The following is a 17,132-nucleotide window of genomic DNA, read 5'->3' on the forward strand; positions in this document are numbered from 1 at the left end:
CGTTTCATGAGGAATTCGACGCCGTGTCGGGATGGGAGACAAAATGCACCCGGACCGACATCAACGGTGAGGCATGCATACCTTTTCTGGCGAACGGTTTTCAAGGAAGCAAAACAAGATCCGAAAACCGAATGCTTTATTTACACACCGGTACCATCGAACATGTGGGGGGTGGTGAATGGACCATGCCGCTTGATACACAAATCGATCCGGATACCGTGCTGGAGTGGAAATGGGCGGCCCATGACACCGGTGACTACCGCTTCTGGATCCGGATCAGATTCGGCAATAACCGGACCGTTTACTACAAGGCCGCCGACGCCGGTCAACCGGGGGCCTATGAAAAAGGGCGCTATGTCTCCTACAAGGGAGAAACATACCGGGATGCGGAGGGTCGTCTGAGATTCTTCCCGTCGGTAACGCTGCTTGTGCAAAGCCCCGAAAACAAATGGACGGTCCGGAGAAGATCCCTTTCGGCTGATTACCGGCAGAGTTACGGGGATATTCCGGATGATCTTCGTATTAAGGAAATTACCATCGGCATGATGGATGACAGCTCGGAAAAAATGAACGAATCGGGTCTTGAGTATATCAAACTCGTCAGTTCCCGGTTCTAATGAGTTAGCCTGAAAGGAGGTGAAAACTCAACAGTTTAGTGTGGAAGGGAAAGCAGCCTCTCCCCCGGCCAAGGCGTCGAGGCTGCTTTCCCGGTGAGGCCTGCGGGGCAAGGCATGTTGCCGCCGTAAAAAACGGTGGGGTCGATAAGAATGAATTCATTCCGCCCCACTCCCCCACGAGCCAATTTGTTAAGTATATAGCACAATCGATGCAGAACAGGAGAAAAAAATGATAACGATCCAAAAGAGCTCGAAATTGTATTGGATATCGGTCCTGTTGGTAATCGGGCTCATGTTGACGGCCGGAGGCGACCTTCGGGCCGAGGAAATCGCTGAAACCGACAAGCCTGTAAAAAAATTGGAAGATATCATGGTGACCGACAAAAGGCCCGAGGGAGAAGTCAAGGCCACGGGGGTGGAAAAGATAATCGACCAAGAGGACCTTGAAATAAAACAGGTTACCTCCACATCGGATATCCTGAAATACGTCCCATCCATTGATGTGACGAGCCGTGAGCCCGGAGCCAGTGGCAGGGTTACGATCAGAGGTCTGGGCCGCGGGGCGCGTTCGGTTACCCTTTCCGACGGTATCGTCATGACCGACTTCACATCAAGCGGAAACAATGTCAACTGGAGCCAGATCGCACCGGAAGAGATCGACAACGTCGAGGTGGTCTACGGACCGTTTTCCGCCTTGTACTCGGGGAACACCATGGGCGGTGCCGTGGCCATTACCACCAAGGACCCCGAGAAAAGAGAAATGTCCGTGACGGCGGGGTATGGCTTCCAGAACTATTCGATGTACAACTATTCGGAAACACTACCCTATTCCAAAATAAACGTCACCTACGGAGACAGAATCGGCCGGTTCCACATTTTTGGCCTTTTGAACCGTTTCGATGTGGATGTGCAGCCATACACTTACAGCACCAAAACCGAGAGCAGTACGTCGAGCGGCACCGGAGAGCCGGCCACCGGATGGGATGTTGATACCGATCCCCTTACCGGCGAAAAGCGCTATATCTTCGGAGACCAGGGAGAAAGGGAAAGACTGAAGTATATGGGCAAGCTCCGCTTCGGTTTCGATCTGAATGAATTTACCACGATCAGCGCCGAATATCGCCACTGGACGGAGGACGAGGAGATGTACCATTCCGACACCTATCTCCGGGACAGCCAGGGCAATCCCATCTGGAGCGGAAACGTTGAGGTCGATGGCCAAACCTACAATCCGAGTTACTCAGGCCCAAGGGAATCCGAAGCTGCGGGAGACGTGTACCAACTCGCCTTTAAACGCGAACCCGAAGAGGGGCTGAAAACCAGGGTGACGGCCGCCTATGTGGATAACTATAAAGACCAGACCCTACGCTCCTCGGGAACCATGCCGGAAGCGCTAGACGGTGGCGAGGGTAAGGTGAGCGATGCTTCCACAGGGTGGTACAATATCGACTGGCAAAGCTCTATCACCATGTTCGAACAGCATGAAATCGCTGGCGGCTTTCATTACGATCAATATTTTACCGACAGCGAATCATGGAAACTATCCGAATGGAAGGATGAAGACTCCAAGACGGAATTTTCTAGCGGATCGGATGGCAAAACAAAATGTTACGCCCTGTTTTTACAGGATGAATGGACTTTTTCAGATAAATATTCCTTATACGTTGGCGGTCGCCATGAATGGTGGAAGGGGTATGATGCAAGCCTATCCGGAGTCGACAGCAACGGGAATATCATCACCCAGAATATAGAAGAGCGCAACGAAGACTATTTCTCTCCCAAGCTGGCCTTTACCTACCGTCCCAATCCGAAATGGAGTCTCCGTTTGTCCCTGGCACAGGCCTATCGCTTTCCGACCACAGCCGAACTGTTTTATGGATCCATCGACTCGTCAACGGGATATACCACCAAAACCAACCCCGATCTGAAAACGGAAAAGACCTTCGCCAAGGATATCTCCATAACCCGGACGATAGACGGCGGCTCCGTACGGCTCAGCCTTTTTGAAAATGACGTAGACGATTACATTTACCGGCAGACCAACATCGACACCCAAGTGAATTATTATCAGAATATCGAAAAGGTCAGAATACGGGGCGTGGAATTCGATATCAGCAAAAGGTTCACTCGCTATTTCAAATCCAGTTTCAACGTTACTTTTTTGGAACCCAAGATACGGGAAAACAGCGGTTATCCGGATTCGGAGGGAAAGATTGTTCCCAGTGTCGCCCAGTGGATCGGCAACCTGACCTTGGAGTTTACACCGATGGAAAAACTCTCGGTTCTACTGGGGGGCAGGTATCGCAGCACCGCATACAGCGAACTTGACAACAGCGACGAACGGGAAGACGGCTACGGTGGCTACAACGGTTCCCTGATCCTGGACGCGAAAGTCGCTTATCAGTTCAACAGAAACTGGCGTCTCTCCCTGGCCGTGGATAATATCACGGACGAAGAGGTTTTCTGGTATCACCCATATAATCAACGGATGTACTCGTTTGAATTGAAGTGGAGCTATTAGTCCGGAAGGCCGCTCAAAGTCATGGGAAAAAACCGCACGGGTTTTTCTCCATGAAGAATATTCAAGGGAAAGGAGGTGAGAAATATGTGTGTTCCGGTTAGCGTCGCTACAGCAGGAAAAGTAAGCGGCTGTCAGGGGCTGTGCAGCTTATGGCCTCAGATCAGCGCCTTGGTCGTTCTAGGTGCCGGGCTGGTGTGGAACTTTACCTGGGGATTTGGTTCCCGGGAAAGCAAAGAACCGCCTATGAAAATTAAAGAACAGCCCATGGAAAGTTAACGCATGGAGTTCGAGGAGGCCCGGCATATTGTGTGCCTCCTCGATCTCCAAAACATCAATGTAAAAACAGACGAGTTGAAGGGTGCTGGATAGGAGATATGTTCCGACAATATCCGCTAACGTTACAAATCGAGCCGACGCGCAGGTGTAACCTGAAATGCAAAATTTGCATGAGGAGAAATCTGAGTGACAGCGATAGCACGCTTTCCTTGGATGATTTCAAAGAGATATTGAAGTCCGGAAGTTTTCAATATGTGGGTTTGCATGGATGGGGAGAGCCTCTCTTGAATCCCCACCTGTTCGAGATGATAACGTATGCCGAGTCGCAAGGGATTTATACGAATCTTACCACCAATGGGACAATGATCGAAAATAATATCGACGGCGTGTTCAGCAGCGGCTTGAGGGAAATTGCTTTTGGGGTTTACGATAAGGAACTTTTTTTATCTGTTTTGCCGCATATCGGAAATCTGGTCGACCAAAGAGATCGGCAAGGTCTTAAACTGCCAAAAATTTATATGGATATCACCATATTTAAAGGGAGCGTTGATCATATCCCCGAGCTTTTGGATCTTGCTGCTGAATTGCGAGTGGATGCAGTAATATTACACAGGTTATTTAACGTTTACAAAGTATCTCGCTCTGCTGAATACATCTCCATGAAAGCGGAAAAAAGTTTAGTCGCAGAGGCCATAAGTCAGGCGAAAAAGAAAAGCTTGAATCTGTATCTACCGCAAAGACATTCATTGCCCTGCAAAGTGGTCAAGCATTGTATTTTTATTACGGCCGAAGGAAAAGCCACGCCTTGCTGTTTCCTTCCCGAGTCTTACCTGGGAGATGCTGTCAAAGACGGCGTACAAGAGATTATGGTTTCAAAACGCTATGCTGATTTTGTTAAAACGATGGGAAAACATCCCATATGCAGCAAATGCCGGTGGTAAGGAGCGACTTGCATCAGACTCATGAAGGAGAATAATACCATGGAAAATAAAAGCAAAAAGACAAAGAGCATAATCGGGATCGCCCTGATTATCCTTATCGGGATGGTTGTCTGGTCAATGATCGACACCCGATCGAAATGGAAACACCAAGAGCTGGGGATTGCCGAATATGGGCAGGGTAATTACAAAAATGCCATCAAGCATTTTACCTCGGGGATAGCGTCCAACCCTGGCAATGCGTCTTTGTATAACAATCGGGGGTTGGCCTATTTCAAACTCAAGGAATATAAAAAGGCCCTGTCCGATTACGATAAGGCTTTGGAATTGAATACGGATTTCGCCGTGGCGTATTGCAATCGAGGGCTCGCCCATTTCAAGAGCACCAGCGTTCCGGGCACCACGGAAAAAGACCAAATCTATAATAAAGCGATTATCGATTTCACCAAAGCAATAGCACTCGACCCAAAACAAATAGTAGATGCCTACTATAATCGAGGACTCACCTATAATCAATCCATTCATTACTACAGGAAACCGTTTACCGATGAGGTTGAGGGGACCTACCAGAAGGCGCTTTCCGATTTTGACCGAACGCTGGCATTGGATCCCGGCTACGCGCTTGCCTTTGCCGGAAAAGGAAATGCTTATTATCGGCACGGCGACTGGAATACGGCCGAGGAAGAATATAACAAAGCGATCGAGCTAAAGGATAAGATCGTGGAGAAGTGGGGTAAGAATTCCCTGGCCGGAGTATTTTCCAGTCGAGCCAGAAATTATATCGCCCTGAACGAGCTTGAGAAATCGGGTTCGGATTATGAAAAGGTCCTTGAACTTGACCCAAGATCCACGGCTCCCAGCGGTCACGGGGCATCGGTCTGGTTTCAACTTAAAAACTACGACAAACTGATCGAAGCATACAATAAGATAATTGATTTGATAGAAAATGATTCTGAGTTCAAAAATTTCAGCGGAATCGGCCGGTCATATGCGGGAAGAGCAAAAACATACTATCTGCTCGGCCAATATGACAAAGCCATAGCAGATTACCACAAAGCTCTAAGTTCCGGCAGCGCTGAAGGACATGGGTATAGCATCACCGAAGTACACAGGTATTTGGGTAAGACTTATCTTAGCACCGGGAAAAGACAAGCCGCGGAAAATGAATTAGAAAAAGCAATCAAGTTGTATGGCGACAAAACGGACTCCAAAATTAAGCGGGTTGCGTCCGGCGGATATACCGGTCGGGGAGCATGCTGGATAGACCTTGAGGAATATGAGAATGCAATTTCGGATTTTGAAAATACGTTGGCTTTAAACACGCCTTTTGATGCCCAAAAGGACAGAGGCTATGCAGAGGCACATAAAAATTTAGGACTGGTCTATTGGAAGATGGGCCAAATGGAGAAGGCAAATGAATACCTTAACAAGGCGGCAGGATTATTTGAGGATAGTGGGAAAAAATATCAGGCCAAGGAACTCAAGGAGGCCTTGAAGACAGGAGATGTAAAGGACCTCTTTTCATGATGGCAAGCACGGAAAAATGCAAGGGAAAAAGTATTGAGCCGACAAATCGGAAAGTATGCTTTCTGGTTTTGCTTGTTTCAGCCTTGCTTGCTTTTTCGGAAAGTTTTGCCGTGGCGCAGACCTGCCTTTTCTGGTGGGAAAGCAAAGGCAGGAACAAACCGGCCGCAGTTTCCGCCAGAAATCCCGTAAGGCTGGCCCTTTACCGGGGACAGTTTCCGCTTGATGGACAGGGTGGAGACGCCGTTGGTGAGTCGGTTCACCTGAACAGCGTCTCGGCGTGGATCAGATCTCCGGACGGCACGGTTTTAAAGGCCGGTCTGTTTCAGGGAGAAAAAACCGTGGCCCTGGAGTTCCCCTCAGAGCTTAACCCTGCCGGGTTAAACGGCCGCTATCTTGCATTTGCCCGCATGGATGCGGGACCTGTGGATACGGACGCGGAGGGAAAAGACAAAATGGTCCATTATTATGCGAAGTATTTGATCGGCTGCCGGAATAAAGAGACCGCCGAAGGCAAAAGGCCGGACGCATTCTTTAAAGACGCGGAAAAGATGCCCCTTGAAATTGGTCCGCTTGATACCCCGGGAACGGGAGAAAAGGAATCCTTCCTTAAGGCGGGCTTTCAGGAAGCGCGCAAAAAATACAGAATGAAGGTCTTGTATAATGAGAAGCCGCTTGCTCATGCCGATGTATCCATCGTGACCCAAAGCGGTTGGGAAAAACGGGTGAAAACCGATGCCGAGGGAACCTTTTCAATTACGCCGATTGAAAACCATACAAAAGCAGAAAGATGTTTATATACGGTTTGTTACAAGGACCCATCGACCGGGGAGCATCACTGTTCCAATCTTTCCGTGATGATAACGGCCCCGCCGCCGCTATGGATAAGCAAAGCAGGCGGGTTTGATTTTTGGGCGACTCTGGGTTCGGGCCTTTTTATCGTTTATGTGACTTGGACGATTTACCGCAAGGCGAGACGCGATCATAAGACCATGCTTGAATTTGAGCGGTATCGGATTGGAAGGGGTTAGGTAAATGACGGTCACAAAATTAAGATGGACAATACTGACTATATCCTTTCTGGTCCTTGTGTTGGGGGGGCTGGTGGGGATTAATCTGGGTGGTTTTCTCCCTACCTTTGCCTGTACTTATATCGGCGGGGCAAGGGGCGGGATCTGTTTTTTATGGAGACTCCAATATCTGCTTGGGGCCGGAACCTGGGAGGCGATTAAGGTACTGGGTGAACTTTTTATTTATTTTTCTCTTCTTGTCATCCTCATCGGCCGGGCCTGGTGTGGATGGATATGCCCCCTTGCATTTCTTCAGAATCTGCTCGATCTTATCAGGCGAAAGCTCCATTTCGGTTACATCAGGTTCCCTGAACGGCTCCGTTCCGGTCTGAATTCCGTCAAATGGATATTTTTTTTCATCGCCTTATTGGTTCCCCTCTGGGTGGCGTATCCTTTTTTCGCTCCACTGGTGGCGCGTGATCTTGGTCAGCCTTTCTGCCAGTTATGTCCGGGGAAATATATCCTTCCCCTTTTTGCGGCCAACATCGATTATACGGCTGTTAATTTCCGCAGTGCCACCACCATCGTCATGTCGTTGCTGGGCCTTATTTTCTCCGTTACCGTCATCATGGGGGCGTTTTCAAAACGGATGTTCTGGTGTCCCTACTGCCCACTGGGACTGCTTCTTGGCTGGTACCGGAAGATCAGCTTCATAAAACTCAAAAAAGATGATCAGAAATGCACCATGTGCGAGATCTGCTACAATGTTTGCCCTGTGGATATCGAACAGGTCTTTAAGGAACGTGAACGAGAGGATGTAACCTTTGCCGACTGCAATCTCTGTCTCAGGTGCGTGGAATATTGCCCCGAGGACGACGCGCTAAGGGCGACTTTTCTTGGCAAAACAATCTACAGGTCTTCCCGCAAGGGTTTCTTTTCAAGGCAGGGAACACTCACAAAAAATTCTGATTCAAATTAATCAATTTCGGAGCATATGGATGTACAGAGAAAGCATTGAAAAGGAACCGGAGCAATCGGAGAGACGCAAAGCCCGTTTTGTCCGAGGGCTTGCCCATTCGGCGCAAGCAGCCCTCACCGAACTGGAAGGCGGTTCCGACCTGCCGCAGGGCATGGCGTATTTTATTACTATCATCAAGCAGCTATTCGTAAAAGGTCAGTTAAGTCCGCATGTTATCCCGCCGGGTGGTAAAGTCGCCGGTCATAAAAAAATCATCGGCACCTACTGTGTCATGGTTCCCGAAGAGCTGATCTATGCGGCCGGAGCCATACCGGTAAGGCTTTGCGGCGGAAGCTTTGAGGCGTCTTGCCTTGGAGATGAGTGTGTGCCCCGGGATACATGCCCCGTAGTAAAAGCCTCCCTGGGGTTTACAGCTTTGAATCTCATACCTTTGTATGAGGCTTGCGATGTGGTCATCACTCCGACCACCTGTGATGCAAAGCGCAAAATGGGGGAGGAACTTTCAAAGTTTACCGAGGTCTGGATGCTTGAAGTGCCCCATGTCAAAGAGAGTGAGGGCGCAAGAAGGCAATGGCTGGAGCAGATTTTTACCTTAAAGAAAAATATTGAAAAACTCACAAGTCCAAGATTCGGGAGAAAAAAAATCGGACACAAAGCACTCGATGCAGCCATCAAGACGGTGGGCCGGGCCCAGCACCAGGCCCGCAGGCTCTATGAAATCAGGAAATCGTCTCCGCCCGTCGTCCTCGGGCGCGAGGCAATGCTTGCCGTCAATGCCTACAGCTATGATGCGGTTGCCCAGTGGACCCATGCAATGACCGAATTAAATGATGAATTGGAAACACGTCGTCAAAAAGGGATGTCTGTTTGCAGGGCAGATGCGCCGCGCGTACTGCTTGCCGGTTCACCCCCAATCTTTCCTAACTGGAAGATTGTCTTTCTTCTTGAAGAAATGGGTGCCGTGATCGCGGCTGATGAGTCGTGCATGAGCACCCGTTACCTTTACGATCCTGTCGGGATCACCGAAAGATCCATGACGGACATGATGGTGGGTCTGGCTTCCAGGTATCTTATGCCTTGTGTCTGTCCGTCATTTGCTCCAAATGAAGACAGGCTTATTCGACTGGTCCAGATGGTTGAAGAGTTTCATATTGACGGTATTGTCTATCATGTCCTCAAAGGATGCGTAAATTATGACTTCGAGTTGATTCGTGTCGAAAACATAATGAAAGAAAGGAACATTCCCGTTTTGCGGGTGGAGACGGACTACAGCCCTGAAGACGTCGAACAGATCAGGACCCGCGTCGAAGCCTTCACAGAGATGCTAAGGACAAAGAAAAGAAAGATGAAAAGAGGGTGATCATATGGAATATTACGGTGGTATTGACGCAGGCTCAACATATATCAAGACGGCCATAGTGGACAATAACGGCGGCATACAAGGGCATAAGGTCGTTCCCACAGGGATAAACTGCCGTACGACCGCCAGGGAGGTGTTCGGCCAACTGCTCGATGAATTGGGTATTTTAGCGTCGAATGTCTCTTCGGTTATCTCTACGGGTTACGGGCGGAGACTGATCGATATCGCAAGTGAAGACGTGACCGAGATAAAAGCCCATGCCGCAGGAGGCATCCGGACGGCACCCCAGGGAAGAAAAGTCGGAACAATCATTGACATCGGCGGGCAGGACAGCAAGGTCATCATCATTGACGAGGAAGGTGAAACAAAAAACTTTGTCATGAATGATAAATGCGCTGCCGGCACAGGTCGTTTTCTGGAAGTCCTTTCCCGTGTTCTCGAGGTATCTGTTGAAGATCTCGGTCCTCTCTCGCTTCAGGCGCAGACTCCGTGTCAAATAAACAGCCTGTGTGCGGTATTTGCGGAATCAGAGGTCATATCGCTGCTTGCCAGGGGAAAGGACCGCGCGAATATCATTGCCGGAATCCATCGATCGCTGGCCAAACGGGTTTCAGGGATGGCAAGAAGGGCCGGTTTGGAAGGCGATGTGCTTATAACGGGTGGAGGCGCGCTCAATCCGGGTCTTGTGGCCGCCTTTGAAGATGAGTTGATGATGGACATCCATGTTGCGCAAAATCCTCAGCTCAACGGTGCCATCGGCGCTGCTTTCCTGGGCAGGAATTCCAATGGACAGGAAAGGTGATTCGTAACCCATGGCAACACAATCGGCAGCGCCCTGTTTTACTGCACTATGGCTTGGAATTACCACCGGATTCGGACAATGTGCTGTCTTTTGCGCACCGGCTGTCAGTACCTATATCATGGGATCAAGACAAGGGCTCCGTGAGGGGTTCAAGTCATTTACCGTTTTCTCGGCCGGAAGAGTTTTTATGTGCGCAATGCTCGGTGTTGCCGTAGGCCTTATCGGCGGAGCATTCATCGGCAGGGCAAAAGCTTTTGAATACAGCTCAATCATTTATGGCTGGGTGATTATATTCATAGGGGGATTGATGCTTTTAAGCCCTGTTTGTGCATGCAGGTGGACAGAAGACAAAAACAGGTGGCCTGCCTGGTTGCCGGGGCGTTTTGCATTCAACCCTTCAACCCACCTGTTTGTTATGGGAGCCGCGCTTGCAATCGTTCCGTGTCCGCCGATGCTGGTTATGCTTCTTTATTGCCTGAAGATGCAGTCAGTCATGTCAAGCAGTATTCTGATGCTGTTGTTCGGCATCGGAACCGCGGTTTCTCCACTGTTAATCATTTCCATGGCAGCAGGCTGGTTTTCCGGGAAGATCAAGACCCGGGTTCCACAATATAGAATGATGTTTCAGAAGATCTCAGGCGTGATATTGATCCTTCTCGGGGGAAGTTCCGTAGCAACTTTTTAAGGCGGTTTGTAAACATGATGAAAAGGAGATTCTATAATGCAAGGAGGACCATTCATGAAACAATTTAACCTATTCCTTTGTTTACTTATTTTGTTTGTGGTGGTTGCGGCCCGTGCTTACGCTTCAGTGCCGGGCCAAGCAATTTTATGGGAACTCGAATCTACCAACCTCGATTATTATTATGACAATGATATAAGCAGATCCGACAGGATTGCCGCACTTGAGAAACCCAGGAAATTGATACTGCTTCAAGAAACCTTAGCATCTTCAGGATATGATGAGAAACAAAACGGCCGGTCATTGGCAACCGGCAACGCCAGGATTTGGGTCAGGAACCCTAATGGAGAGATATCAGAGGTCACGCTGTCCCGGGAAAAAAGGAGTGAGCCTATAGCACTGAATCTGCCTTCAGACCTTAATGCGGGCGAAGTGACCGGCAATTACCTCGTGGGCGTCCATTTGGATGCAGGCACTTTGGATCTTGATCTCGACGGTATTGATGAGAAGGTTCATCTTTATTCCAACTGTCTGGTAAGCTATTCCAAAAAAAATGGAGTAAAAGGCGAAAACCCGGATATGTTTTTTAAAAGCCCGGATAAAATTACCCTTGAAATAGGACCGTATTTACCTGAAAAAATATTTAAAAAAAGATCAGGGTGTCCCATCCCCCGTTCCATTAGAAGCGGATCCGACATCGGTTATGTGAGAAACGTCTCGCAATCCCCGCTCAAGGAGCAGCAAATGAAAGTTTTTTACAAAGGGAGCCCCCTTGCGAATACTCAAGTATTTATTTTGAGTAAAAGCGGCTGGCGAAAAACCTTTATGACCGATTCCGAGGGAGTAATATCGGTCACTATCCCCAAAACGCATGCCACCATGATGGACCCGGCACAATTTCGCAACCATAAGAAAAAAATCTCCATCGATCGGTCCGGTGGGGAACAAGGTAATACCAAACAGTTTTATAACAGAGAACCTAAGGCCGGAGATAACGGCAAAACATATCATGGCAGATACAGGGCAGAAGATAGATTACTGTATATGGTGGCCTACAAAGATCCATCAACTGGCGAATATCACTGTGCAACCTTACCTATCACATTACGAATGTGGTCTCATGAAGGAATCTGGCTGAGCCAAACAAAAGGATTCGGGTTCTGGGGCATCATTGGAGCAAGCCTTGGTGTTGTCGGTGTTAGCGGCGGTTATTACCGTAAGAGAAAACGAGACCGGGAGTCGATATTTAAGTCAAAAAGGAAATAATACTATGAATAGCTATGAAGATGCGAGTGTGGAGTTCATGAGCACCAGGCTCTGGATGATGCACAGATTCTGCATTCACTGTAAACTTTCCGGTGGCGTCTATGCCGCCAGCGAGATTGAGGGCGCTATTCCCATCATCCACGGGCCCATTGGTTGTGCTTTTAACCATCGGATTCCGGTGATGAAATCGTTTTTGGACATGAAGGCGCTGCCATGCACGGACATGGATGAAAATGACACCGTATTCGGCGGCATGGACAAATTGAGAAAAACGATAGACGAGGTCGATGAAAAATACCATCCGGACCTTATTATCGTCCTCTTGACCTGCCTTTCCGGTATCATCGGCGATGACGTGGAAGGCGTGATTGAAGATGTAAAGGAAGCGGGCAAGGTCAAAGCGGATATTGTCTGGGCGGATACATCGGGTTTCAAGTTCCGGGAACTCAGAACGGAGCGAACCTTGAAGGAATGGCTTCACAATTACAAGAATCCGGAAGACTACACGCCCCGTAACATGGAGGGGTGTGGTCAGGTGGAGGTAATCAATTCCCTGGCAACCCAGTTAATGGAACCGGCGGAAAAATATGGCGGTATCATTGAGAACGGGGTGAATATCGTGGGGATGGGCACGAGGCGATGGGGGATTGACCGGACAAAAGAACGCATGGAAATCCTGCGGGAAGCAGGTGCCGAAATCAATACGATATTCTTTCGCGACGTGGACTGCGAAAAGGTAAAACGGTCTTCTTGCGCCCGCGTGAACATCGGTTTCAGGGTTGGGCGATGGATGCACATCATGAAAGATAGGTTCGGCATCGATACGGTATATAATCAGTTCAGATTCTCTCATCTTTCCCACCAGGAAAAGATCAGGAGCTTCTATATGGAAACCGGGGAAAAGCTGGGAATCGAAGAACGGATGAAGAGGGTAATGGATGACAAAATGGATCTGACGAGCAGGCAGTTGCAACCCTATCGGGATTTTCTCAGGGGCAAGCGCGTGGTCATCCTCGGCGGGGGCAATGTTTACGGATTTTTTGGTTTGGACAGCTCCCTGTCCATCATGATGGATTTGGGGCTGAAGATCGAAGCGGTTTCGCTGGACCAGGGCCCCCTCGTCAGGCGGGGAATCTCTGAGGAACTTCGCAGGCAACACCGTGAGACCATTTTGGATTTGTTCGGAAAACTGGGTGTTGATCCGGATATTATAGATGTGGAGCCGTTCGGGATACTGAAGGAAATCATGGAGAAATACAAGCCGGACCTTGTGGTCTGCGCCAAGGAAAGAAAGCCCCAAATACATGCCTTGGGCGTACCTGCCTATTCCCCCCAATTTTTTACTTTCTTTACCGGCTTCAGCGGGTTGCAAAATATTGCCCAAGAGATATGCCTGGAGATGAAGAAGGAAAACCTGACAAGGAAAAAGCCACTCATCTTCAATGAGATTGATTATCACCCGGTTTATTTTCCATACATCCGGAAGGTCGGCATTCCCATTCAGATATCCGAAGAGCTTCAGTGCGCGGTTAAAAAAGGAGGCAAAAGATGCCAATAGAACCTTTGCGTGGATGCAAGATATTCGGGGCGATGAAGGCCTTTTCAGGAATAAGGGACATCATCTCGCTCATGCATGGACCGATCGGTTGCTATTATGGCGCGGCATACCACCAATTGGCCCAGGATGAAAGCTCCCTGGGGGTTATCACCTCCTCCATTACCCATGACAAGGAAGTGGTCTTCGGTGGAGAGCAAAAACTCGGAGAACTCATCGAGAAGGCCCAGTTTCTCTATGGAGACAAGAAGCTGGCCATCCTGGGATGTTGTGTACCGGCCATTATCGGAGATGATATAGAGGCCGTAAAAGAAGAATTTGCGCCGGATGCCCTGCATGTAGACGGAGCAGGTTTCAAGGGCGAGGAATGGCAAGGGTATGAAGATGCCCTGCTCCAGCTTATCGGTATGATGAAGAAGGGAGAAAAAAAAGAGCGGACCGTGAATATCCTTGGATTCGACACCGTATCGCCAAGGGCAAGGGCCGATGCGGCCGAGCTGAAAAGGCTGGTGGCGAAGTCGGGCTGGTGGACGAATACGGTCCTGTGCGTAAACGCCGACTCAATGCAGATCGAGAATATGCCCAATGTGGAGAGAAACATCGTTTTGGGCGGATACGGATTGAGATTGGCGGAAGTTATGCGGGAACGGTTCGGCACGCCCTATGAAATCGTTGAGATGCCATACGGGAAATATCTGACCAGGGAATTTTTACGGAAAGTAACCGGTTCGGATGCCGTCTATGAAGAGGATATCATGCCCTCTTTGGAACGCGCCTATCTGTTTATCCAGAAGATGTATGAGATGCCGGTGGCCGTAATCGCCGATGATGCAAGGGCCATCGCGCTGTCGAAGTTTTTCGAGATTGAACTGGGTTGCGAAGTGGTTGTCAGCGCGGCCATCTCGGGTTCTCCCCTCCATCCGGAAAAAAGTGTCGGGCTTTTTGAGATCGATGAGTTGCTCAAGGGTGCGGAAACCGGATGCGACAGACTTCGGCTGATATTGGGCACCACTTTTCAAAAGCGAATCGCGGCCGAGTTGGACGCCGCCCTAATCCGGGTTTCCTATCCTTCTTTTGATGATGTATCTCTCTATGATGAGGCGCCTTATATGGGTTATCGCGGGGAGATCGTGATCATTGAAAAAATTCTCAATCTATTCCTGAATAAGTATTCCGAGGAGGTCTGGTAAGATGAAAACGAAAATAAAAATCGGCATATACGGCAAGGGCGGTATCGGAAAGTCCACCATTGCTTCAAATTTGTCCGCGGCGTTTTCAAAGGCCGGCCTCAGGGTATTGCATATCGGCTGTGATCCAAAGGCGGATTCGACCCGAAATTTGATGGGCGGGCGCATACCGACGGTTCTGGGAACGTTGCGCAACGGGGGCTATTCACTGACATTTTATAAAGAGAACGATTTTGTCTTTAACGGCTTCGATGGCGTGGCCTGTGTGGAAGCGGGCGGTCCGGAACCGGGTGTGGGCTGTGCAGGCAGGGGGATCATCACAATGGTCGAGACCCTTGAGCAAATGGGCGTATTCAATAACGAATGGGATGTCACGGTTTATGATGTCCTGGGCGATGTTGTCTGTGGCGGTTTTGCCGTTCCGGTAAGAAAGGGATATGCGGAAAAAATCTATATCGTCACATCCGGCGAATTCATGCCGCTTTACGCGGCCAACAATATTTGCAACGGGATATCCAAATTTGCAAAACGGGGCGGTGCAAAGCTCGGAGGCATTATTTATAATTGCAGGGGAGCAAAGGGCGATAGCAAGGAGGTGGTCTACGAGTTTGCGAAGGCCGTGGGCTCCGAGGTCATAGCGGATATTCCACGCAGCGATTTTATTTTAAAGGCGGAAACCGAGATGAAGACAGTAATTGAATCCTATCCGGATTCCGATATTGCACATGTTTTTCAAGATGCGGCACAAAAAATTATTGACGATGAAGGTGGAGAAGTGCCGCAGGTTCTGTCGGATGAACAAATGGAAACGATGTCAAAACAAATTGCAACCAGTGTAATGAACTTGTAAGCGCCGGCGTGGCAAAGCCAACATTGCATAGATAGTATCTCATCTGTCCAGGAGAAAGAATCGATGTCTTTCCTGCACCCCTGTTTTGATCATAAGGCCCACTATGAAGTCCCCAGATTCCACCTGCCGGTCGCATTCAGGTGTAACGCGGCCTGCAGGTATTGCGGAACGAATACCGATCGTGAATTCATTCCCGGTGCAAGCAACAGGGTCATGTGCCCGGAGGAGGCGGTGGACTCCCTGGCAGCGATTCATCACCTCGCAAACGATGCGCAAGGCGTTGTTGGCATTTCAGGTCCCAAGGAACCCTTGGCCAATCCGGAGACCATCGAAACACTGACGCTTGTACGCGAAAAATATCCTCATGTGCTGAGATGCCTATGTACCAATGGGGTCAATCTTCCCATATACGCCAAAACGGTGCGACACCTGGCCGACAGCGTAACGGTTACCGTCAACGCGGTATCCCCAGAAAGCTGGGAGAAGATATACAAGCATATTGTTTATAAGGAAAAGGTGCTTACCGGCAGGGCCGGATTTGAGAGACATATCAACAATCAGATTGCGGGAATAAAAATACTATCCCCCTTCGCCAAGGTGAAGATCAATACGGTCCTGGTTCCGGGGGTGAACGAAATGGAAATCAAGGAGATTGGAAGTCTTGGGAAGCGATACGGTGCCGTGATTCATAACATCATGCCCCTGATACCGTTAAACGGCTACGGAAGATTTCCCACGCAAATGGAGCTTCAAAACGCCCGCGACAGGACGCCGCTGCCGACATTTCTTTTATGCAAACAGTGCCGCGCGGACGCCTGTGGCATCCCCGGAAACCAAGAAAGCGCCGCCGAGCTTTACAGGAAAAATCTCGGATGAACAGGACCGACGGCTAAACCTTACGCGAAAATAGGTGATAGATGAAAACATTGATTATCTGCGCATCCCGTTATGGATCTACGATGGAAATCGGTCGATGGATCACCGAACGTCTGCCATGGAACGATGTGGCGCTTTTTCATGTTAAGGAGGCGCCTGAACCGGATGGATACGATTTTATTTTCCTAGGCGGCGGTGTTTACAACGAACAGGTTGACAAGGCGCTTGTCCAATATGCCGAAACCCACCTGACCGCACTGGAAAAGAAAAAAATAGCACTCTTCGCGGTTTGTATGGATACCCGTGGGGTTTATATGAAAGGCCGGTTCTGGGGTGGCTGGCTTTACCTGAGTCCGCTTCTGGAGGCCCTGGAAAACATCACTCCCATTTACGCCGATATCCTGCATGGAGAAATCAACCCAAAGAATTTATCGGAAAAAGACCGCGCTTTGCTCATGCATTTTTACACCAAAATCCTCAAGCGTGACGTGGATGATGTGCCTTATCGTACACTGATGAACAAGGCCGAAGTCTGGGAGTTTGTAGAAAAAACCATGGTCCGCATGAAAGGGAGCTATTGATTCCGAAATGGACTGGACACCGGAAGCAAACATCGCCATGGAAAAAGTGCCGACCTTCGTACGCAAAATGGCCCGCAAATCCGTGGACGCCTACGCCAGAAAAAAAAG

15 protein-coding genes and 1 pseudogene are annotated in these 17,132 nt (G+C 49.2%); all 16 read left to right on the top strand.

Annotation, left to right across the window (positions count from 1 at the left end; all coding sequences use genetic code 11):
* Positions 1–131: 131 nt before the first annotated feature.
* Positions 132–617: a hypothetical protein gene (locus GN112_RS11765; RefSeq protein ID WP_155310398.1), complete on the top strand. Its 486-nt coding sequence runs from the start codon at positions 132–134 to the stop codon at positions 615–617.
* 229 nt (positions 618–846) lie between these two features.
* Complete coding sequence (locus tag GN112_RS11770) at positions 847–3,138, top strand: TonB-dependent receptor (protein ID WP_155310399.1); 2,292 nt, start codon at positions 847–849, stop codon at positions 3,136–3,138.
* A 374-nt stretch (positions 3,139–3,512) separates the two neighbouring features.
* Entirely contained in the window at positions 3,513–4,355 is an 843-nt protein-coding gene (locus GN112_RS11775; RefSeq protein ID WP_155310400.1) for a radical SAM protein, read from the top strand.
* A gap of 39 nt (positions 4,356–4,394) precedes the next feature.
* On the top strand, positions 4,395–5,879 hold the full coding sequence (locus GN112_RS11780) for a tetratricopeptide repeat protein (protein WP_162458895.1): 1,485 nt from the start codon (positions 4,395–4,397) through the stop codon (positions 5,877–5,879).
* A 338-nt stretch (positions 5,880–6,217) separates the two neighbouring features.
* Positions 6,218–6,907: a hypothetical protein gene (locus GN112_RS11785; protein WP_155310402.1), complete on the top strand. Its 690-nt coding sequence runs from the start codon at positions 6,218–6,220 to the stop codon at positions 6,905–6,907.
* Between the two features lie 4 nt (positions 6,908–6,911).
* Positions 6,912–7,865, top strand: a complete 954-nt coding sequence (locus GN112_RS11790; RefSeq protein ID WP_155310403.1) for a 4Fe-4S binding protein — start codon at positions 6,912–6,914, stop codon at positions 7,863–7,865.
* Between the two features lie 19 nt (positions 7,866–7,884).
* Complete coding sequence (locus GN112_RS11795) at positions 7,885–9,225, top strand: double-cubane-cluster-containing anaerobic reductase (protein ID WP_155310404.1); 1,341 nt, start codon at positions 7,885–7,887, stop codon at positions 9,223–9,225.
* Positions 9,226–9,229: 4 nt separating this feature from the next.
* Complete coding sequence (locus tag GN112_RS11800) at positions 9,230–10,027, top strand: acyl-CoA dehydratase activase (protein WP_155310405.1); 798 nt, start codon at positions 9,230–9,232, stop codon at positions 10,025–10,027.
* A 10-nt stretch (positions 10,028–10,037) separates the two neighbouring features.
* On the top strand, positions 10,038–10,712 hold the full coding sequence (locus GN112_RS11805; protein WP_155310406.1) for a sulfite exporter TauE/SafE family protein: 675 nt from the start codon (positions 10,038–10,040) through the stop codon (positions 10,710–10,712).
* 54 nt (positions 10,713–10,766) lie between these two features.
* A complete protein-coding gene (locus GN112_RS11810; RefSeq protein ID WP_155310407.1) occupies positions 10,767–11,975 on the top strand; it encodes a hypothetical protein in 1,209 nt (402 codons plus the stop codon).
* Between the two features lie 4 nt (positions 11,976–11,979).
* The gene (locus GN112_RS11815) at positions 11,980–13,533 is read left to right on the top strand and encodes a nitrogenase component 1 (RefSeq protein WP_155310408.1); all 1,554 of its coding nucleotides are present in this window, start codon (positions 11,980–11,982) and stop codon (positions 13,531–13,533) included.
* Positions 13,524–14,720, top strand: coding sequence for a nitrogenase component 1 (locus GN112_RS11820; protein WP_155310409.1), 1,197 nt, complete (start codon positions 13,524–13,526; stop codon positions 14,718–14,720). Before GN112_RS11815 ends, GN112_RS11820 begins: the two co-directional genes overlap by 10 nt.
* A 1-nt stretch (position 14,721) precedes the next feature.
* Positions 14,722–15,567, top strand: a complete 846-nt coding sequence (locus GN112_RS11825) for a nucleotide-binding protein (protein WP_155310410.1) — start codon at positions 14,722–14,724, stop codon at positions 15,565–15,567.
* A gap of 63 nt (positions 15,568–15,630) precedes the next feature.
* Complete coding sequence (locus tag GN112_RS11830) at positions 15,631–16,443, top strand: radical SAM protein (protein ID WP_155310411.1); 813 nt, start codon at positions 15,631–15,633, stop codon at positions 16,441–16,443.
* A 41-nt stretch (positions 16,444–16,484) separates the two neighbouring features.
* Positions 16,485–17,024: a flavodoxin domain-containing protein gene (locus GN112_RS11835; RefSeq protein ID WP_155310412.1), complete on the top strand. Its 540-nt coding sequence runs from the start codon at positions 16,485–16,487 to the stop codon at positions 17,022–17,024.
* A 7-nt stretch (positions 17,025–17,031) separates the two neighbouring features.
* A pseudogene (locus GN112_RS35240) lies at positions 17,032–17,118 on the top strand (PCP reductase family protein); the annotation flags it as partial.
* Positions 17,119–17,132 lie beyond the last annotated feature (14 nt).

This window comes from Desulfosarcina ovata subsp. ovata, assembly GCF_009689005.1.
Lineage (GTDB): Bacteria > Desulfobacterota > Desulfobacteria > Desulfobacterales > Desulfosarcinaceae > Desulfosarcina > Desulfosarcina ovata.